Source organism: Streptococcus ferus DSM 20646 (assembly GCF_000372425.1).
In the GTDB taxonomy this organism is placed as follows: domain Bacteria; phylum Bacillota; class Bacilli; order Lactobacillales; family Streptococcaceae; genus Streptococcus; species Streptococcus ferus.
On sequence record NZ_AQVD01000002.1, the window covers coordinates 375,678 to 395,606 of the forward strand.

25 protein-coding genes are annotated in these 19,929 nt (G+C 44.4%); 6 read left to right on the forward strand and 19 right to left on the reverse strand.

Features of this window, described 5'->3' with window-relative positions; genetic code table 11:
* Positions 1-10: 10 nt before the first annotated feature.
* The 4 genes from A3GY_RS0104860 to A3GY_RS0104875 form a co-directional block, all read right to left on the reverse strand.
* Positions 11-709 carry a 3-oxoacyl-ACP reductase gene (locus A3GY_RS0104860; RefSeq protein ID WP_018030289.1) on the reverse strand — a complete coding sequence of 233 codons (699 nt, stop codon included), beginning with the start codon at positions 707-709 and terminating at the stop codon, positions 11-13.
* The gene (locus A3GY_RS0104865) at positions 702-938 is read right to left on the reverse strand and encodes a DUF2829 domain-containing protein (RefSeq protein ID WP_018030290.1); all 237 of its coding nucleotides are present in this window, start codon (positions 936-938) and stop codon (positions 702-704) included. The genes A3GY_RS0104860 and A3GY_RS0104865 overlap by 8 nt, the downstream gene beginning before the upstream one ends.
* A 75-nt stretch (positions 939-1,013) precedes the next feature.
* Positions 1,014-3,008 carry a methionine--tRNA ligase gene (gene metG, locus A3GY_RS0104870; RefSeq protein WP_026161937.1) on the reverse strand — a complete coding sequence of 665 codons (1,995 nt, stop codon included), beginning with the start codon at positions 3,006-3,008 and terminating at the stop codon, positions 1,014-1,016.
* A gap of 127 nt (positions 3,009-3,135) precedes the next feature.
* A complete protein-coding gene (locus A3GY_RS0104875; RefSeq protein ID WP_018030292.1) occupies positions 3,136-3,990 on the reverse strand; it encodes a hypothetical protein in 855 nt (284 codons plus the stop codon).
* Positions 3,991-4,240: 250 nt separating this feature from the next.
* Between A3GY_RS0104875 and tehB the strand changes: the two genes are divergently transcribed.
* The 5 genes from tehB (at position 4,241) to A3GY_RS0104900 (ending at position 7,992) form a co-directional block, all read left to right on the forward strand.
* Positions 4,241-5,122, forward strand: a complete 882-nt coding sequence (gene tehB / locus A3GY_RS0104880; RefSeq protein ID WP_018030293.1) for an SAM-dependent methyltransferase TehB — start codon at positions 4,241-4,243, stop codon at positions 5,120-5,122.
* 78 nt (positions 5,123-5,200) lie between these two features.
* Complete coding sequence (locus A3GY_RS0104885) at positions 5,201-6,028, forward strand: exodeoxyribonuclease III (protein ID WP_018030294.1); 828 nt, start codon at positions 5,201-5,203, stop codon at positions 6,026-6,028.
* 143 nt (positions 6,029-6,171) lie between these two features.
* On the forward strand, positions 6,172-6,549 hold the full coding sequence (locus tag A3GY_RS0104890; RefSeq protein WP_003087261.1) for a VOC family protein: 378 nt from the start codon (positions 6,172-6,174) through the stop codon (positions 6,547-6,549).
* 10 nt (positions 6,550-6,559) lie between these two features.
* Complete coding sequence (locus A3GY_RS0104895; protein ID WP_018030295.1) at positions 6,560-6,979, forward strand: VOC family protein; 420 nt, start codon at positions 6,560-6,562, stop codon at positions 6,977-6,979.
* Between the two features lie 110 nt (positions 6,980-7,089).
* Positions 7,090-7,992, forward strand: coding sequence for a cation transporter (locus A3GY_RS0104900; protein ID WP_018030296.1), 903 nt, complete (start codon positions 7,090-7,092; stop codon positions 7,990-7,992).
* Between the two features lie 15 nt (positions 7,993-8,007).
* Here the strand turns inward: A3GY_RS0104900 and A3GY_RS0104905 are convergent, their stop codons facing one another.
* From A3GY_RS0104905 to serC, 6 genes are all read right to left on the reverse strand, one after another.
* Positions 8,008-8,361: an arsenate reductase family protein gene (locus tag A3GY_RS0104905; RefSeq protein ID WP_018030297.1), complete on the reverse strand. Its 354-nt coding sequence runs from the start codon at positions 8,359-8,361 to the stop codon at positions 8,008-8,010.
* A gap of 10 nt (positions 8,362-8,371) precedes the next feature.
* The gene (locus A3GY_RS0104910) at positions 8,372-8,863 is read right to left on the reverse strand and encodes a methylated-DNA--[protein]-cysteine S-methyltransferase (protein ID WP_018030298.1); all 492 of its coding nucleotides are present in this window, start codon (positions 8,861-8,863) and stop codon (positions 8,372-8,374) included.
* A 47-nt stretch (positions 8,864-8,910) separates the two neighbouring features.
* A complete protein-coding gene (locus tag A3GY_RS0104915; RefSeq protein WP_018030299.1) occupies positions 8,911-10,092 on the reverse strand; it encodes a 3-phosphoglycerate dehydrogenase family protein in 1,182 nt (393 codons plus the stop codon).
* Between the two features lie 65 nt (positions 10,093-10,157).
* Complete coding sequence (locus A3GY_RS0104920; protein WP_018030300.1) at positions 10,158-10,712, reverse strand: GNAT family N-acetyltransferase; 555 nt, start codon at positions 10,710-10,712, stop codon at positions 10,158-10,160.
* The gene (locus A3GY_RS0104925; protein WP_018030301.1) at positions 10,684-11,118 is read right to left on the reverse strand and encodes a RidA family protein; all 435 of its coding nucleotides are present in this window, start codon (positions 11,116-11,118) and stop codon (positions 10,684-10,686) included. The genes A3GY_RS0104920 and A3GY_RS0104925 overlap by 29 nt, the downstream gene beginning before the upstream one ends.
* Positions 11,118-12,209 (reverse strand): 3-phosphoserine/phosphohydroxythreonine transaminase, encoded by a 1,092-nt coding sequence (serC, locus tag A3GY_RS0104930; protein WP_018030302.1) that lies wholly within the window; start codon positions 12,207-12,209, stop codon positions 11,118-11,120. The genes A3GY_RS0104925 and serC overlap by 1 nt, the downstream gene beginning before the upstream one ends.
* A gap of 129 nt (positions 12,210-12,338) precedes the next feature.
* On the opposite strand from serC, the gene A3GY_RS0104935 reads away from it, so the two are divergent.
* Positions 12,339-12,983, forward strand: coding sequence for a copper homeostasis protein CutC (locus tag A3GY_RS0104935; RefSeq protein ID WP_018030303.1), 645 nt, complete (start codon positions 12,339-12,341; stop codon positions 12,981-12,983).
* Between the two features lie 49 nt (positions 12,984-13,032).
* On the opposite strand, the gene A3GY_RS0104940 is transcribed toward A3GY_RS0104935, so the two are convergent.
* From A3GY_RS0104940 to A3GY_RS0104985, 9 genes are all read right to left on the reverse strand, one after another.
* Positions 13,033-13,761, reverse strand: coding sequence for a pseudouridine synthase (locus tag A3GY_RS0104940; protein WP_018030304.1), 729 nt, complete (start codon positions 13,759-13,761; stop codon positions 13,033-13,035).
* Positions 13,762-13,852: 91 nt separating this feature from the next.
* The gene (locus tag A3GY_RS0104945) at positions 13,853-14,194 is read right to left on the reverse strand and encodes a P-II family nitrogen regulator (RefSeq protein ID WP_018030305.1); all 342 of its coding nucleotides are present in this window, start codon (positions 14,192-14,194) and stop codon (positions 13,853-13,855) included.
* Between the two features lie 17 nt (positions 14,195-14,211).
* Positions 14,212-15,447 (reverse strand): ammonium transporter, encoded by a 1,236-nt coding sequence (locus tag A3GY_RS0104950; RefSeq protein WP_018030306.1) that lies wholly within the window; start codon positions 15,445-15,447, stop codon positions 14,212-14,214.
* Positions 15,448-15,615: 168 nt separating this feature from the next.
* Complete coding sequence (rsmI, locus tag A3GY_RS0104960; RefSeq protein ID WP_018030308.1) at positions 15,616-16,485, reverse strand: 16S rRNA (cytidine(1402)-2'-O)-methyltransferase; 870 nt, start codon at positions 16,483-16,485, stop codon at positions 15,616-15,618.
* Between the two features lie 3 nt (positions 16,486-16,488).
* Positions 16,489-16,806 (reverse strand): DNA replication initiation control protein YabA, encoded by a 318-nt coding sequence (gene yabA, locus A3GY_RS0104965; protein ID WP_018030309.1) that lies wholly within the window; start codon positions 16,804-16,806, stop codon positions 16,489-16,491.
* Positions 16,799-17,605 carry a PSP1 domain-containing protein gene (locus tag A3GY_RS0104970; RefSeq protein WP_018030310.1) on the reverse strand — a complete coding sequence of 269 codons (807 nt, stop codon included), beginning with the start codon at positions 17,603-17,605 and terminating at the stop codon, positions 16,799-16,801. Before A3GY_RS0104970 ends, yabA begins: the two co-directional genes overlap by 8 nt.
* Positions 17,602-18,477: a DNA polymerase III subunit delta' gene (locus A3GY_RS0104975; RefSeq protein WP_018030311.1), complete on the reverse strand. Its 876-nt coding sequence runs from the start codon at positions 18,475-18,477 to the stop codon at positions 17,602-17,604. The genes A3GY_RS0104970 and A3GY_RS0104975 overlap by 4 nt, the downstream gene beginning before the upstream one ends.
* Positions 18,474-19,142, reverse strand: a complete 669-nt coding sequence (gene tmk / locus A3GY_RS0104980) for a dTMP kinase (RefSeq protein WP_018030312.1) — start codon at positions 19,140-19,142, stop codon at positions 18,474-18,476. Before tmk ends, A3GY_RS0104975 begins: the two co-directional genes overlap by 4 nt.
* Before the next feature lie 64 nt (positions 19,143-19,206).
* The gene (locus tag A3GY_RS0104985; RefSeq protein ID WP_018030313.1) at positions 19,207-19,866 is read right to left on the reverse strand and encodes a CBS domain-containing protein; all 660 of its coding nucleotides are present in this window, start codon (positions 19,864-19,866) and stop codon (positions 19,207-19,209) included.
* Positions 19,867-19,929: the final 63 nt, after the last annotated feature.

Genomic DNA, 19,929 nt, shown 5'->3' on the forward strand with positions numbered 1-19,929 from the left:
ATGTACTTTTTCATTTCAAACTCCAGCCGCCATCCATCTTGATGATTTCGCCCTGCAGGGCCTGCATCTTGCCTGAGGCGAGGACCAGGGTCAGCTCTGCGATTTCCTGAGCTTGGATCCAGCGTTTGATGGGGGTTTCCTCAGAGACCCACTCTGATAGACCTCCTGGCTCAAAATCCTTGGCTGTCATGGCCGTTTGGACGGCACCTGGGGCCAGGCCAAAGACTTGAATCCCTTGGTCTGCATAATCCAAGGCCAGCTGCTTGGTAAAGCCTGCCAGGGCATGCTTGGAAGCCGTGTAGCTTGAACCGCCGCCACCAGCCAAGAAAGAGGCGATGGAGCACATATTGATGATAATCCCTGATTTTCTTTCCAGCATCGCTGGCAAATAATGGCGGCAAATCTGGCTTGGCGCAAAGAGATTGACCGCAAAAATTTCTTGCATTTGGGCATCCGATTGCCCCAAGAGAGGCTTGTAGTCATCCAGGATGCCAGCTGTATTGCAGATAATATCCACATCAGCCAGCCAATCAAAAAGAGGTGATAGTTCACCCATCAAATCCAGCTGCAAAAAATGAAAATTCCCTGTCAAGTTGGGTTTTCTATCCTTATCAACACCGTAGACCTGATACCCTTTTTCCAAAAAGAGGCTGGCCTGGGCCAGGCCGATACCGCTGGAAACGCCTGTCACCAGCACCCGCCTAGTCATGGACTTCCACCCAGTCTTCCGCTAGGACATCACAGGGAGTAGGACTCCACATGGAAAAGCCCTCGCCGTCACCGGAAACGTTGATGAGGAAGTAGGGAGTCGCCTCCAGCTTGACTCCGTCCACCTCGATACTATCAAAAAGCTGAACATAATTTTCAGCCCCGCCCCAGCCAGTGCGGACATACTTTTTCTTGGCCTTGAGGCCAGGTAAAATCTCTTCAAATGTCATGATAAACTCCTTACCTATTGACTCTATTATAGCACACAAAAAAGAAGACAACCGGAGTCATCTTCTTTTTGATGTTTAACCAATAATACTGCCGTTTGGTACCGATGGATCGACGGTTAGAACTGTTAACTGACCCTTATGCTCGGCAGAGAGAATCATTCCCTGACTAATTAGCCCCATCATCTTACGTGGCTTAAGGTTGGCAACAATCTGCAGTTTTTTACCGACTAATTCCTGTTCCTGTGGATAGAACTGAGCAATACCCGATAGAATCTGACGATTTTCTTCATCACCTGCATCCAAGCGGAATTTCAAAAGTTTATCCGAACCGTCAACCTTGGAAACTTCGATGACTTCTGCGACACGAATTTCAACCTTATCAAAGTCGTCAAACTTAATCGCTTTTTTCGTCAAGGTTAAGTCGACTGCTTCCGGCTGCCAATCTTTTTCCGCAGGCTTATCAGCATTCATCTGACTCTTAATATAGGCAATCTCTTCTTCCATATCCAGACGAGGGAAGATTGGCTGACCTTTTTGCACCACTCTCAGGCCTTGCGGCAGACCAGATAAGCTCAGGTTTTCCAAATCAAAATCAAGTGAAAGCCCAAGCTGCTCCATAATGGCATTGGAAGTGGTCATCATAAATGGCTGAATAAGGTGAGCCACAACACGCAGACTAGCAGCTAAATGCGACATCACCGATGCCAGCTGACAGGATTTTGACTCCTCTTTCACCAAGACCCACGGAGCAGTCTCATCGATATATTTATTTGTGCGAGAAATGATGGTCCACACCGCTTCCAAAGCTTTTGGATAATCCACCTGTTCCATCTGCTGATGGTATTCCGCAATCTGCTTAGTCACCAGCTCTGCTAAGTCCGCATCAAAGTCCGTCACATTCTCAACGTACGTAGGAATATGACCGTCAAAATACTTGTTAACCATGGCAACGGTCCGGTTAAGCAGATTTCCCAAGTCATTGGCCAATTCATAGTTGATGCGGCCAACATAGTCTTCCGGCGTGAATGTCCCGTCAGAACCAACTGGCAGGCTGCGCATGAGATAGTAACGAAGCGGATCTAGACCAAAACGCTCGACCAGCATTTCAGGGTAAACGACATTACCTTTAGATTTTGACATCTTACCATCTTGCATGACAAACCAGCCATGGGCTACCAAGCGTTTAGGCAAAGGCAAATCAAGTGCCATCAGCATGATTGGCCAATAGATGGAGTGAAAACGCAAAATATCCTTACCAATCATATGGATATCTGCCGGCCAAAATTGATGAAATTTAGCTAAATCGTCAGACCAGCCGTAACCTAAAGCGGTGATATAGTTAATCAGAGCATCAATCCAAACATAGATAACGTGCTTAGGATCAGACGGCACTTTAACGCCCCATGTATAAGTCGTTCGGCTGACCGCTAAGTCCTCTAGACCTGGCTCAATAAAGTTTTTCAGCATTTCATTCATACGGCCATCTGGCTGAATGAACTCAGGATGTTCTTTATAATAGGCTGCCAAGCGGTCGGCATACTGGCTCATCCGGAAGAAATAAGATTCTTCTGACACCTTCTCCACTTCATGCCCCGACGGTGCAATTCCGCCAATCATCTCCCCATTTTCATCGCGGAAGACTTCAGCCAGCTGGCTTTCTGTGAAAAATTCCTCATCCGAAACAGAATACCAGCCTGTGTATTCCCCCAGATAGATATCCCCTTGAGCCAAAAGCTGTTCAAAAATCTTAGCCACAGCCTCTTCATGGTAACTATCTGTCGTGCGGATAAACTTATCATAGGAAATGTCAAGGAGTTTCCATAATTCCTGAACACTTTCTGCCATACCGTCAACATAAGCCTGAGGCGTTAAACCTGCTTCTTCTGCTTTTTGCTGAATTTTTTGACCGTGCTCATCAAGCCCTGTCAGATAAAAGACATCATAATTCATCAGACGTTTATAGCGTGCCAGTACATCGCAGGCAATGGTTGTGTAGGCAGAGCCAATGTGCAGTTTCCCTGACGGGTAGTAAATGGGCGTTGTAATGTAGAATGATTTTTGATCAGTCATGTATTTTCCTTTCAAACCAGAGGAAATGACCTCTGTAATTGATAACACTTTATTATAGCACAAGTTCCCTTTTCTTGATACAGCAAAAAGACTGACCTTGCGGTCAGTCTCATTCAGAAAGGAAAGACTAGTAGTCGTTTTTGTCGCCATACTGGGACTCGTAGCTTTCTTTGATTTTATTATACTTACGATATAAGGCCTTGGTCTGTGAAGCATTTAATTTTTTGAAGGTCATCTCCATGATAAATTTACCGTCACTATTATAAATCTTGACCGTTAAGCGATTTCCTTGTCTGACATAGGTCTGCTTTCTGCTTTTGACATCTTCATAAAAGTCCAGATAGGATTTTTTGAAGCTAGATGAGCTGCTGGTATATTGACTGCCATCGTAGTGCTCAGTGATGACCTCCTCAAGCTCCTTTTTAAAACCTTCTGTCGTCAGAGTCGGCTCTAAGCTCCGCTTCCATTGATTAACACCCATAAAGGCATCAAAATAGTTAATCGGTGAAATGTAGTTGTAGCTCTCATCAGAAGGATTGTCGTAATAAAAGTACTCTTTGTAGCGCCCATTTTTAACTTCGGCAAAATAGTGGGTGTACTTGTTGTTTTCTGATTCTGAACTGTACCACTTTTCTTTATCTTCATCATAGTAACGATAGGAAGTTGTCTCCCAGACACCGTCAATATTACCAGACTGGTAGTAAAGTCCTAAACCAATTCCGCATAAAAGTAAGAGCCCGCCAACAACTGACAAAATACTGATTAAAACAATCGTTCCTGGTTTCATTTTCCTTTTCGGTGCCACAGCAGGCGGCTGACCTTGGTATGTCGTCTGAGGCTGATGACCAGATGGTGGGGTCTGAGCATTTTGCGGCGTTTCCGCTAGAAACTCTCCTCTTTGATAAGCGGCGCTAAATTCCTCCTGACTGGGGTAGCGACCGTAAGTCTGACGAAATTGCTCCAACCATTCTCCTTGTTTCATAAAATCTCCTCCTTTACTGATACCTTTGATGAAAACTTTGTTCGTTTATCTAATTAATTCAAATATGGGCAAGTCATCCTTAATCAGCTGTTCTCACTTTGTGTCATCATCGTCTCCACTTCTTCTCATACTATTATTCTACCATATTAAAGCGTTTTCTTCATCATTATTTTCGGTCAGACCAGCTCCTAAATCCAATAAGCCTCTCCGTCTATGTTATAATAACATCATCTAAAAAAAGGAAGGTGCTATGAAACAGCAAGCAAACACTGAACAGCTGATGGCTTACAAACAAATGCCTATATGGACAGCTGACACAATTCCTGACAGTCTGACTCGCAGACACAATACCCAAATAGGCAGCTGGGCCAAGCTGACTATCCTTGAAGGAGAGCTGGAATGCTGCCTCTTGGATGAAAACGACCGTCTTTTAGAAAGACTTGTTTTTGATAAACATTCCAAAACGCCTTATCTTGAACCGCAAGTCTGGCATAAAATTCAAGCCCTAACAGATGATTTACGCTTTTACCTGACTTTTTATTGCCAAAAAGAGGACTATGCCGCTAAAAAATATGGACTGAGTCCCACACATTCTGAAGTCCTCTTGGCAGAACCTTATTTAAAGCCTAAAAGTAAGGTGCTTGATTTAGGATCAGGGCAGGGACGCAACAGTCTTTATCTCAGTCTGTCAGGGCATGACTTAACTGCCCTTGATGCCAACCAAGAGAGTTTGGCCCGCCTAGAAGAGATTGCCGAAACAGAGCAGCTGGATCTTGATGTGGCTTGGTATGATATCAATCAGGCTAATCTCAAAGGGGAGTACGACTTTATCCTGTCAACCGTTGTGCTTATGTTTTTGGATCCCGATCGAATACCCGAGATTATCCGCAATATGCAGGATCATACCGCTGCTAATGGCTATAACCTGATTGTCTGTGCCATGGATACTCCAGACTACCCTTGTCCCATGCCCTTTCCCTTTACCTTTAAAGAGGGCCAACTAAAGCACTACTATAAGGACTGGGAACTCCTGAAGTACAACGAAAACCTAGGACAACTTCATCGCCTAGATGCGCACGGCAATCGCCTCAAGATGCGATTTGCCACTCTACTAGCGCGAAAGACCAAGTAAAGTCTCAATCCCCTCAGTCGCCTACCCAGGGGATTTTTGCTATAATGAGAAAAGTATAATGATAGAAAAGGAAATCTTATGAAACTTATTTCATGGAATATTGATTCCCTCAATGCCGCTTTAACCAGCGACTCTGCACGCGCCCTGCTGTCCAGAGCAGTAGTTGAAGACCTAACCAAACATGGGGCTGATGTGATTGCCATCCAAGAAACCAAACTATCTAGCCAAGGGCCTACAAAAAAACACTTGGCTATCTTGGAAAGCTATTTTCCCGACTATACCATTGTTTGGCGTTCCTCTGTCGAGCCCGCCCGCAAAGGTTATGCCGGAACCATGTTTCTTTACAAAAAGGAATTGTCTCCCATCGTAACCTACCCAGAGATTCAAGCACCGACCACCATGGATGCCGAAGGGCGTATCATCACCCTTGAATTCGATCAATATTTTATCACTCAAGTCTACACTCCTAATGCTGGCGATGGCCTCAAGCGCTTGGAGGAACGTCAGGTTTGGGACGAAAAATACGCCGACTACCTGGCAGACCTCGATGCCCAAAAGCCAGTTCTGGCAACAGGCGACTATAATGTTGCCCACAAGGAGATTGATCTGGCCAACCCCAACAGTAACCGCCGCTCACCTGGTTTTACTGATGAAGAACGTGCAGGCTTCACTAATCTTTTAGACAGAGGCTTCACGGACACCTTCCGCCTGATTCATGGCGATGTGCCTGATGTCTACTCTTGGTGGGCTCAGCGCAGCCACACCAGCAAAATCAACAACACCGGCTGGAGAATTGACTACTGGCTGACTAGCAATCGTCTGGCTGACAAGGTGCTCAAATCCGAAATGATCGATTCCGGAGCCCGCCAGGACCACACGCCGATTCTCTTAGAAATCGATTTATAAATAGAATATCATTCGACTGATTTAACGGCTTCTATATGACAGCTCAGTCACTAAAAGGCTCTTTTGATGAGTCTTTTTTCTTGCTAAATATCGGGACAAGCTAGTATAATAAGCTGTATTTATTTTTTATTAAGGAGACACTCATGATCCAATCAATCGGTCAAGTCATGCTTTACATGGATGACACTAAAGCTGCGATGGAATTCTGGACTCAAAAAGCCGGTTTTGTCCTGCTTAAAACCGAAGAATTTCCCGATGCCACCTCTTACACCATTGCCCCTTCCGAAGAGGCTGATGTCCAGTTTGTCCTTCACAACAAAGACTGGGTGGCTAAGATGAACCCTGGCATGAACTTAGGCATTCCATCAATCCTCATGTCTTCCAAAGACATCCATGCAACACAGGCTCAATTTATCGAAAAAGGCATTGCGGCTAACCCTGTCGTTGAAATGGCCGGCATGCTAACCTTTAATTTCCCAGATAATGAAGGCAATTATTTTGCCGTTAGACAAATCGATTAAGGAGACCCAGATGATTTCTGCATTAAATAGTTATATTGTGACAAACGGCAATGGCCGTGAAGCTGTTGATTTTTACCAAGACCTCTTTCAGGCGCAAGTTACCAACCTAATGCTTTGGAAAGATGCTATTCCAGACTGCCCTAAAGACAGAGAGCATCTGGTGCTTAATGCTCAGCTGGAATTTAATGGTATCCGCCTTCAGGTTTCAGACGAAAATCCTGACGAAACCTACAAGGCAGGAACTAACCTGTCCATCGCTATCATTACAGACAGCCCTGAAGAAGCAAAGGAACTGTATCAAAAGCTAATCCAAAATGCACAGCATGTTTTCTTAGAACTGCAGGAAACCTTCTGGAGCCCTGCTTATGCCAACCTTATTGACCAATTCGGTGTCATGTGGCAAATCAATACAGAAGGCGCAAACGCCTAATCATCCAACCCCCAAGGTTCATGTCTTGAATCTTGGGGGTTTTTCCTTGTAGCAGGCTGGAAATCCTATGGTATACTAAAAAGAGAACCAGATGAGGAAAGGAAAGAGCTATGAAGCAACGACAAATCGAAAGACAATCACTTATCATCTCCATTATTGTCAATGCCGTAACAGGCTTGGCCGGTCTTGCCGTCTATATCGTGACAGATTTAAATGCTCTACTCTTGGACGGCGTTTTCTCTCTTATCGCGTCTTTATCTGCTCTTGTAGGCCTCTTCATTTCCCGACGCAGCCATTGGCGGACAGCTTCTTTCCCGCAAGGCCTCTTTTTCTTAGAACCTCTCTATGCCGTCATTAAATCCCTAGCCATTTTATTTCTGCTCCTCATCACCTTCTTAGAAACCAGTGCAACAGCCTATGCTTATTTTGTCAACCAAATCGGGCATCAGATAGAAACCGGACCTGTCCTGCCTTATACGATGACCACAGGTCTGATTTGCCTGCTTTTAGGACTCTACAACTCTCGTCAAAATGACAGGATAAACAATATGAGTACCATGCTGAAGTCAGAAACCAAGGGCAATTACATTGATGCCGTGATTTCTTTAGGCATTGGCTTTGCAGCCTTCCTTCTGTATTTTATTGCTATTGAAGGGCCCTTAGGCTTTCTTCATTACACAGGTGACTTCTTTATTACGGTTATTCTAGTCCTCTTTTCCATCAAAGAGCCGATAGCCATCCTCATTTCTTCCTTTAGAGAGTTGACCTATGCCACAACCAATGACCAGGATATCCGTGATATGGTGTACCAGATTCTAAAACCGCACCTGAAGCATAAAAAAGATGACTTGGATATCCTCATCTACAAACAAGGAATGCAAATTACTGTTAAAATTTTTATCCTAGACCTTGAAAATACCGACTTACTAACAGATTTGGCACAAGAAAAAGCCGACCTGCTCAATCAGCTTCGTAAACGGTACGAACACATCCGGGTGGAATATACCTTTTAAATTAAAAACTCTCGATCATAAATCGAGAGTTTTATAGTCTGTTCGATAACCAATTTGCACAACCTTGTCTTCTTTTAGCAGAATAGGACGCTTGATGAGCATACCATCATTCGCCAAAAGCTCAAGCGCTTCATCCAGAGACAGATCGTCAAACTTATCTTTGAGGCCTAACTGACGGTAACTATTGCCACTGGTATTGAAGAATTTTTTCAATTCCAAGTCGCTCTGCTCAAGCCAGACCTTAATAAGGTCCGCCCTAGGCGGTGTCTCTTTAATGTCAATGGCCTGATACTCAACCCCAAGATGGTCTAACTCTTTTTGAGCTGCCTTACAGGTTGAACATTTTGGGTAGTGATAAAAAGTATACATCGTTTCTCCTTTAAATGGCTGATTGTTCGTGAGCCAAAAGCCAATTTTTTCTGTCTAGACCGCCAGCGTAACCTGTGAGATGTCCCCGACTTCCCAAAACACGGTGGCAGGGAATCATGATTGAAAGCGGATTTTTTCCCACCGCACCACCGACAGCCTGCGCTGAAGGGCAGTTCAGCCGCTGGGCAATGTCTCCATAAGTGAGGGTTTCTCCATAAGGTATGTCTTGAAGTAACTGCCAAACTCTCTGCTGAAAGGCAGTCCCCCTAGGGCACAAGCTCAAGGCTGATAGACTAGGGTTTTCCCCCTTAAAGTAAGCATCCAGCCATTTTCTAGCAGCGATGAGATGCCGATTGTCCTCTTCTAAGGCAAGGATTTCTTCATAACCCCGCTGAAAATAACGTTGCTCTAAAAACCAGACCCCCAAAAGCCCCTCCTCATCAGCCAATAAAGAAAGGTCTCCTATCGGAGAAGAATAAGTTGTTTGATAAAAAACTGTCATAAAACCTCTTTTCTAGTAAAAAGAGGTCCGTTTAAAGACCTGACTTTTTACTTAGGATTGGCGATTAAACGCACTTTGACAATGTGATCGCTTGTTTCAAAGAGAGCCGCCAATTTATCCACCTTGCTACGATCCGTTTCATCTAAATCAAGCAGAGTATAGGCGTAATCTCCTTTGGAGCGATTCAAGATATTGGCAATATTAATGTCCAAATCCGAAACAGCTGTTGAAATAGCTGCGACAATATTAGGGACATTTTTATTGATGAGCGTAATGCGATAAGGCGCTGTCAAGGCCTGATGCATATTAGGGAAGTTAACCGAATTGGTAATTTCACCTGTTTCCATAAAGCGACGAATGGTCTGACCTGCCATAATAGCACAGTTAAGTTCCGCTTCAGCTGTTGATCCGCCAACATGAGGAAAGACCGTAATGCCTTCTTTATTCAGCAGTTCCTCTGTCCCAAAGTCCGTGATGTAACGCTTAACAACACCTGTTTCCAAAGCATCAAAGAGGGCCTGATTGTCCACCAGCTCACCGCGCGCAAAGTTAATGATGGTTGTCCCCTTATTCATTAAGGCAAAGCTGTCCGAATTAAAGGTGTGACGGGTATCATCTGTCAGTGGGACATGGATTGTGATATAATCACTATTTTCAAAGATATCACGCAGTTCATCCACACGTTTGACATGGCTTGAGATATTCCATGCCGTTTCAATAGACACATAAGGATCATAGCCCAGAACCTTCATTCCCAGACGCCGGGCATCATTGGCAATACGCGCACCAATCGCTCCAAGCCCGATAACACCCAGTGTTTTACCTGAGATTTCAGTTCCCGCAAACTGCTTCTTCCCTGCTTCAACTTGTTTTGGCACATCAGCACCTGTCAGTTGATTGGTCCAGTCATAGGCTGAAATGTAGTCACGTGCTGACATTAAGATAGAGGCAATCACCGCTTCTTTCACCGCATTGGCATTGGCACCAGGTGTATTGAACACCACAATACCTGCTTCTGTCGCCTTGTCAATCGGGATATTATTAGTTCCGGCACCAGCACGGGCAATGGCTTTTAGATTATCCGGAAACGTCACATCATGCAGGTTTTCACTGCGAATAATATAAGCGTCCGGGTTTTCTTTCAAATCGCCATCAATCTGGAAATGATTGCCCAGCTCTTTTAAACCAACTTGATTAATATTATTGTAAGTCTTAACACTAAATACCATTTTTTATTCCTAATACTGTCTGTTATTCAGGCCTTTCTTTTTGCTTTTATGTGATAAAGCGCCGATTAGACGCTATGATGATCCGCTTCATCAACTTCTTGATACAGAGCCTTTTCGCGGTTACTTTTGATTTTCTGGTAGGCCAGACGTTCCCCATCAATAGGTACCTTGCCGCAATAAACAAAGCCTAGCTTTTCCAGAATGTGCTGCATGGTCTGATTTTGCTCATGTGTATCACAGCGAAAATCCTGAGCATCAAGTCCCTCAACCAAACCCTGAAGGAAGGTCTGTACCAGCTGTTGACCACGATAATCTGCCGCCACCATAATCCGGTGAAAAGTCACATACCTATAGTTGTCATGTTTCCACTTGCCATCATAAATGGCCTTGTATTCGGGCTGGTTCCCTCGATAGACTGCTGCATAAGCCACAATCTCACCTTCAATTAAGCCGACATAGGCCCGATTTTCCAAAATATCCTCGATAATGTCATCTTGATTGGGATAGCCATTTTCGCCCTGCCCCTGACTGCTGCCAGAAGCTGCCAAGAAGGCCTTGGCTTCCTCTAGGATACTGGCGATTGGCTCCACTTCATTGGGATGTGCGAGACGGATTTCCATAATCACTCCTAGTCTTATTTAACTTTGCAAACACTTCGATTTCTACTAACAAGTCTTCGTCAATCAAAGAAGAAACTTCGACCATCGTTGCAACAGGCTTGATGGTTTTGAAAAACTCACCATGAGCACGCCCAACAGCTTCCCATTGTGATATATCGGTCACAAACAGTCGTGTCCGATAAATGGTTTCAAAAGGTATCCCTTCTTTGATGAATAACTCTTTTAGACATTGCAAAATATAACGGGTCTGTTCATAGGCATCACCTATTGCATAAGGCTTTCCATCTTTAATGGCAGTTGTGCCAGCTACTTCGACCAGATCGCCGGTAATCACCATGCGGGAATATCCCACAATATCTTCCCAAGGGGACTGCCCCGAGATATTCTGACGATAGGGTTGAGGCATTACTGATTCTCCGCTTCAAACGTCTTCATGAAGTCAAGGAGGTCAAGGACACCTTGGCGTGGGAAAGCATTGTAGAGGCTAGCCCGCATTCCGCCGACGGAACGGTGCCCCTTGATATTTTTAAAGCCCAGAGCACCCGCTTCAGAAACAAACTTGGCATCTAAGTCCTTGTTTGGGGTCACAAATGGAATATTGGCTACCGAACGGTCAGCCTTATTTTTAACAGGGCTGGTGTAAAAATCAGACGCCTCAATAAAATCATAAAGCAAATCAGACTTTTCACGGTTAATTTTTTCCATTTCGGCCACACCGCCAAGCTCCTTGACCCATTCAAAAACAAGTTTAGCCATGTAGATGCCAAAGGTTGGCGGTGTATTATAGAGCGATTGGCTTTCCGCCTGAATACTATAATCCAGCATACTTGACAAAACGGGTTCTTCATTCAGCAAATCGTCACGAATAATAACAATCGTCACACCCGCAGGACCGATGTTTTTTTGAGCACCAGCATAAATCAGCCCAAAATCAGCTACATTATAGTCAACAGCCAAAATATTCGAGGACATATCCGCTACCAGCGGTACACCGTTGGTTTCAGGCAAATCATAAATCGCCGTTCCTTCAATGGTGTTATTTGTTGTGATGTGGACATAAGACGCATCAGCATCAATCTGAGAACTGTCAATCTGTGGAATGTGATCATAAACTGTCTCCTCAGAGGAAGCCAAGAGAATAGGTTCAAAAGGGATGGTTTTTGACAATTTGACCGCTTCAGTATAAGCTTTTTTCCCCCAGGAACCGGCTACCACATAATAAGCCTTTCCTCCCTTAGCCAAATTGAGAGGAATCATGGAAAATTGTGTTGACGCTCCGCCCTGCAAAAAGAGCACCTTGTAATTATCTGGAATCTTCATCAAATCACGCAAAAGCTGTTCCGCCTCTTTGATGATATCATCAAACTCTTTGGAGCGATGCGACAATTCCATAACGCTCATACCTGATTGGCTGTAATCCAAAAATTCGGCTTGGGCCTTTTCAAGAACAGGTTTGGGCAAAACTGCGGGACCTGCTGAAAAATTATAAATTGTCATTTCAATACCTCCAAAGTAAATTAGGTTCATTATATCACAAATTGTCAGAATCTTGTCACTTTTTTTCTTTTAACCTAGGCATTGTTCGCATGTTATAATAAAAAGGAACTATTCTAAACGAGGTGAATCATGATTATCAAAGAACTTTGCGCTGAAAACCTGTCCCGTCTCTTCTCCCTCAAACCAGAAGAGGTTTCCCGGGTGGAACTGTGTGATAATTTAGCTGCTGGGGGAACCACCCCATCATACGGTGTCATCAAGGAAGCTGCCCAGCTTCTCCATGAAAAAGGCATCAGTCTGGCTACCATGATTCGCCCCAGAGGCGGCAATTTCGTCTATAACGACATTGAATTGCGTGTTATGGAAGAAGACATCTTAAAAGCTGTCGAACTAGAAAGCGATGCCCTTGTTTTAGGTCTGCTGACTCAGGACAATCGGCTAGATAGCGAAGCTATCGAACAGCTCCTGCCTGCAACCCAAGGGCTTCCCTTAGTCTTTCACATGGCCTTTGATTTCATTCCTAAAGACGAGCAAAAGCAGACAATAGATGACCTGATTGATTTAGGCTTTAGCCGTATTTTGCTTCATGGCAGTCCCTTAAAAGGCGACATTTTTAAGAACATCGACCACATCAAGGACTTAATCTCTCATGCTAACGGCCGCATTGACATGCTCCTCGGAGGTGGTGTAACCGCTACTAATTATCAAGAGCTAGTCCAAAAAACAGGTGCCAATCAGGTTCACGGAACAGCCATTATCACCGTAACCGCCTAAACCAAGTCTAAAAGAGCTGAGACCATTTGTCTCAGCTCTTTTAGGACAACTATAACTCCACTCCGAAGATCTCCAGTGCTTCCCTTTCTTCGGGCATCAGTCGTCTGAACTCTCCTCGCTGCAATTGACCGTCTAACTGCAGAGGTCCCATGCTCAGCCGCTGTAAGTCGACGACTTCTTTGCCACAGGCCTTGACCATACGCTTTATCTGATGAAATTTTCCTTCTGAAATGGTAATTTTAACGAGAGAGCACTGCTCTGCCTCATCTCTTTCCAAAATCTCTAAATGGGCGGGCTGACAGGTGAAATCCTCCAACTCGATCCCTTTTGCAAAATAAGCCGAATCACTGTCATCCATCAGACCCGAAACCTGAGCCAAGTAAATCTTAGCAACATGTTTTTTGGGAGACAGCATGGCATGAGCCAGTTGACCATTATTGGTCAAGAGCAGGAGTCCATGAGTATCAATATCCAGCCTGCCGACAGGGAAAACCTCTTTTTGGCGGGCACGTTCATCTAGCAAATCCAAGACAGTCTTAAATCGCTTGTCTTCTGTTGCAGACACGACACCTTTGGGTTTATTCAACAAATAATAAAGGTATTTTTCATACACGAGGGGTTCGCCATCAAGGGCTACCTTAGTCTGACTTTCATCTATGACGCGTTTAGGGCTTGTCTCAGTCTGCCCATTCACAGTCACTCGTTTTTGTTTTAACAGCCCCTTGACCTGCGACCGTGACCCCAGACCGCAATCAGCCAGATACTTATCTAGACGCATACTCATCCCCCTTTCTTTCCCATTATAACATGAAAACCGGCAAGATCTGATTTACAAAAGGGCAAGATAAATCTTGCCCTTTTGATTTCCTTTAAATCGCATCACCATCACGCTCTCCTGTCCGAATCCGAATAGCTTCTTCGACAGGAAGCACAAAGATTTTTCCATCACCAACTTCACCCGTGCGAACTGTCCTCATAATGGTATCTACCACCTCATTCACAGCAGCATCTTTAACGACGATCTCAATTTTAACTTTGGCCAAGAGCGTTGGTGTTACCTTTTGTCCGCGGACGTATTCCGCATAACCTCTTTGGTTTCCATGTCCCAATACCTGACTAATCGTCATTCCATTGGCAAAACCTGCTTCTGTCAGAGCTGATTTAATATCTTCCAACTTATCTGGCCGAATAATTGCATCCACTTTTTTCATCTTAGCATCCTTTCTTCTTAAGAATCCAGTCCCATAAAGGTTGGGTAAGCGGTCTCTTCATGCTCACTATCATCCAGTCCGATAGCCTCTTCGCGGTCACTAACACGAAGCGGCATGAAGATACCAATTACTTTTATGATAACAAAAGTGACAAGAGCTGACCAGACAACCGTAAAGGCAATCGCTGCCAGAGTGACCAGCAACAGCCGCGGACTTCCATACAACCAGCCAACATTGGCCTTATCGAGAGCTAAACTTGGGAGGGTAAAAATCCCTGTTACAATTCCACCGAAAATCCCACCGACACCGTGGCATCCAAAAGCATCTAAAGCGTCATCATAGCCAAACTTAGCTTTAAGAACAGCAATTGCAAAATAACAAATCGGGCTAACCAAAAGACCAATCAGAAGTGAACTCCATACGGATACAAAACCAGCTCCAGGCGTGATAGCCACTAGACCCGCAACAAGACCTGTTGAAGCACCGATTAATGAAGGCTTTCCTGTTGTCACCTTTTCTACCATCATCCATGAAAACATAGCTGCCGCTGCAGAAAAGTGAGTCGTTATCAACGCATGAACCGCTAAACCATCTGCGGCCAAACTAGACCCAGCATTGAAACCAAACCAGCCAAACCACAGTAGGGCAGCCCCCAACAAGACAAAGGGGACATTGTGAGGACGGTATTCCAGCCGGTCATAATCCCTACGTTTGCCAACCACCAGAGCCAGCACCAGACCAGAAACGCCGGATGTGATATGCACCACATCGCCACCGGCAAAGTCTATTGTCCCCCACTGTGCTAAAAGCCCCTCATCCCAAACCATATGGGCAAATGGGTAATAAACCAGCAAAAGCCAAAAGACGATGAAAATCACCAAAGGCGTAAAACGCATTCTACCGGCAACTGACCCTGTCAAGATACCAACTGTAATGATTGAAAACATCATTTGAAAGCCTGAAAAAAGGGCATCCGGAATCTGCAAACCGCGCGTACTGCTGATTTCTTTGACCCCATTGAAGAATACATGGGAAAGATCGCCTATCAGCTTACCGTCTCCTGAGAAAGCTAAGGAGTAGCCGACCAGAAGCCAGAGAAGTGAAGCGACTGCCAATGGTGCGATTGACATCATCATGGTATTAATCACATTTTTACGTCTCCCCAATCCGCCATAAAAGAAAGCTAAGCCTGGTGTCATCAAAAAGACCAAAGCCGAACAAACAATAATAAATCCAATAGAACCTGAATCCATAAGCATATCTCCTTCTTTTTATGGTATATAATATAACACGACTTTCAGAAAATGTAAATAGTATTTTTGAAATTTTCTGATTTTTCTAATTTTATGACATTGTTTGTCAGTTTTGATTCAGATGACCAATATACAATGACAGACTTTAGTGACACCAAAAAAGACAGCTTAGCTGTCTAATTGATGGTATTGTTGATAAAGTGCCTGTCGGTTAAGTCCAAATTCCTTGGCTACTTTTTTAATGGCCTGATTCGGCTTGGCTCCCTCGTCAACTAAAGCTGCGATGACTGCCACAGGATCAAGATCTTTTTCACCGGTTCTAGTGGATTCTCCACTAGAACCGGCAACTAGCAGCAGACATTCCCCTTTTACAGGATGCTCTCGGATATAGGCCAGAAGTTCTGAAACTCTCCCCCGTTGATACTCCTCATAAATCTTTGTCAGCTCACGAACCAAAACAGCCTCTCGATCGCCATAAACAAGTAAGATATTTGCCAAGGTGTCTTTCAGCCGATACGGGGATTCATAAAAAATCTGCGTTTCAGGATATAATTTTTTCTCTTCTAGAAAAGCTTTCTGCTGAGCGGCCTTTCTAGGTAAGAAACCATAAAAAATATGGGGCTGAGCGGCTAAGCCACTGGCAATTAAAGCCGTGATACCTGCTGAAGAACCTGGCAGCGATACGACTGGAACACCTTCTGCCAAAGCAGCTTTAACCAAATCATGCCCCGGATCTGAAATACTGGGCATCCCAGCATCTGAAACCTGCGCAATTGATTTTCCAGAACGCAGCACAGCCATCAGATGTGGGATTTTTTCATAGGCATTGTGCTCATGAAAGCTCAACTGAGGGGTTGCAATCTCAAAATGCTTGAGCAGAAGTCCGGTTACTCGGGTATCTTCAGCTGCAATAAAATCAACACTTTTAAGCACTTCTATCGCACGAAAAGTCATGTCCTTTAAATTGCCAATAGGCGTTGGCACCAAGTACAAGGTTCCAAAGGCCGACTCTCCCTTATAACTCTTTTGTAGCTGCATACATCACTCGCGATCTAATAATTCCATACAAAAAACACAACCCTCGTTATTTTCCCGTCTTTGACCATAAAAGGTAGTGCAGATATGAAAACCGTCTTCGTAAATATTCTCCAGATTCTCTTTTCCTGCAGATGGACCACTTTTATGAGGAGACTCAACATCATTTAAGCGCTGACGGAGTTTGTCATTTTCTAAACGTAAGGAAGCATTTTCCTCTAGAAGATCCTGAAACTGCTTCTTCATGCTGTCAATTTCAGCCAAAGTTACCAAGAGGTTTTGAGAAAAGCCGTCAAAAGCATCAAATAATTCTTTTTTATCCATTAAGACTAACCTCCTCCAAGGCAAATGTCAAAGGTACACTGCCTTCCTCCAGCCGGACTTTGACGGTTTCAGAAATAACATCAATAGCGGTGATAAAGCCAGCTCCAGTCTGCGTCATAACTCGGCTTCCGACGTCTGGAAACTTAGCCTTTGATTCACGATAGAAAGCATCTTCAAAACTAAGGCAGCACATCAGGCGGCCGCAGACTCCATTGGTTTTACCTGCGTTAAGAGATAAATTTTGATTCTTGGCCATTTTGATTGAAACCGGCGGAAATTCCCCCAAAAAACTGGAGCAGCAAAGCGCCCGACCACAAGGACCCAAACCGCCATAAATTTTGGCTTCTTCTCGGTTATTGATTTGCCTTAATTCAATCCTAGCCCTAAATAAACTAGCCAAATCTTTTAAGAGCTGGCGGAAATCTACCCGTTTCTCAGCAACAAAAGTAATCAGAACACGCTGACGCTCTAAGGGAAAAACAATATCTACCAGTTTCATATCCAGGCCGTGATAAGCAATCAAACGCTCCACCTCACCAAAGTGTTCCTCGGCCAGTTGAAGATTATCTTGATAACGCGCGACATCCTTCTGTTGAGCAGGACCCAAAACTTTGGCCATTGTTTCTACCGCAGGCAGCCTTTGTTCTTCCATATCTCTATTTGACCGAACCACCTGAGCCAGATGTTTTCCCTTAGACGTCTCCACAATAACCAAATCATCTTGGCGGTAAGACCGGTCTGGCAAAACATAGACCAATCGCCCTGTCATATCATATTTGATTCCAACTACTTCTGTCATCCTATCACCATATATTCTAATGCATTTTGAAAACTGACGTGACTGAGCCACATCTGACGTGCCCGATAGAGTTTGGAGACCAAAGCTGCTCGACCACGATCCGGAGACTGCGCCAGCAAAGCGGTCAGTATATCAAAAACATAAGCTTGCTCAGACTTTTCCTGGCATCGTGCGACGAGACGAGAAACCTCTAGATAAGCCATGTTTTCTTGACGGGACAACACCGAGACAAAGTGCTGACAGTCCTTCATTAACTCCAGAACCTTGTTTTGACTAGCCAGAGCTTCAGCTTCCTGATAGTCTCGTGCCAAGGTTGCAATCAGCTGAGCCTGACTCTTTAAAAGGCCTTTCTTTTCTAAAAATCGGCTTAAGGCTGCAAAATCCTTAGGAAATGAAAAAACCTGTGTCCGACTTTTAATGGTTGGCAAGACCTTGTCTTCCTCCTGCGTCAGCAAAACCATATACGAATGACTCGACGGCTCTTCAATGTATTTCAGCAGGCTATTGGCCGCATTGGAGTGCATTTTATCAGCTTCCCGGATGATAAAGAACTGGGCTTGGTTTTCAAAACCAGAACTGGAAAACTCCCGCAGCATCCCTCTGACCGTATCTGTCTTTATCAACTGACCGCTCGGCTCGATTATTTTGAGGTCCGAAAATTCTCCTGCTGCCACCAAACGGCAGGCACGGCATTCTCCGCAAGGTAGTTTGTCCTGAGGATCCTCACAAAATTGACTCTGAGCAATGTAGAGGGCCATCTCAAAACTGCCATAATTTCCGGAAAAAAGATAGGCGTGGCTTAGCCTATCCGATTGAATGATAGACTGAAAAGTCTGCAAAAGCTGATCGGGTAAATGGTCTTTTAGGTTCATCGAATCTCCTCAGCAAACAAGGCCTTCTCAAGAACAGCCAAGGTATCCGCCACAACCTTATCTAGCGGCTGTGATGCATCAATGGTGACAATTCTGTCAGGATTCTCTTTAGCTAAAGCCAAGTATCCTTGACGGACTTTCTGGTGCATCTCAAGCTTCTCAAGATCAAGACGGTTAATTTCCCGATCTTTATTTTGCGCAATGCGAGACAGACCAACTTCAGAAGCCACATCAAAATAAAGGGTCAAATCAGGCTGAAGACCATCTGTTGCAAAATCATTTAGCCAGACAATTGCCTGAGTATCAAGACCTCTGCCATAACCTTGATAGGCCACCGAACTGTCAATGAAACGGTCAACCAGCACAAGATTCCCTTTCGCCAGTTGCGGTAAAATTTTTTCGACCAAATGCTGCCGGCGCGCTGCAATATAAAGCAAAAGCTCTGTCTTATCATCCATAGCCGTATGCTCAACATCCAGAATAACATCACGAATTTTTTCGGCGATGGCAACACCTCCAGGTTCTCTGGTGGTGATGACCTCTCCTGACGTGAACGCTCTCAGACTTGGCAGAATCTTTTCCAAAACGCTGGTTTTTCCAGCCCCATCCGGACCTTCCAAGGAAATGAAAAATCCTTTTCGACTTGTCTTTTCTTTCTTCATCATTACTACTATTCTACCAAAAAATAAGCTAAAAAGACATCACCCAAACATTGGTGATGCCTTTTCTTTAAAAAATAGCCTTGGTTTCTGTTTTATGGATGGCTTCAACTTCAAAACCTTGGTCGCTTAAGGTTTGGCGTAAGGTCTCGACATCTGTTCTGCCATCGATTTGTATATCAAGGGCAGCCTTGCCTGAATCACGTTCTGAGACTAGAAGACGTTTAATGTTAAGATTTTCCGAAGTGAGACTTCTGACAACACTTTCCAAAACCCCAACCCTGTCCTCAACCAAAAGATGGAGACGCAGACCCTCTACACCATAACCAGAAATTTCTAAGAAGGCCCGAAAAACATCTTTGTCCGTAATAATACCTGACATCTGCCCGTGATCAACAACCGGCAAAACACCAATCTTCTTTTGCATCATCATGTAAATAGCGTCTTCCAGATTAGCATCTTTGGAGACCGTGACCACATCCTTAATCATAATGTCTCGGATTTTCGTTTTATTCAGCAGATAGTTCATTTCGTAGATGGATAGGCTGGTAGCTTTGGAAGGTCTCGCTTCTGCAATCGTCCCTTCTGTGACCAGACCAACCAGCTGATCATTCTCGATGACCGGCAGGCGGCGCAAATGTTGCTCACGCATCATGTCTGTTGCCTTGGCTACTGTTGTCTCCGGAGAAACATAAACCACACGTTTGGTCATAAAATCTTTTACTGGCATGATTGACACCTCGCTTTTCTTAACCTTATTATAACACATTTAACAATAGGATTTTCAAAAAAA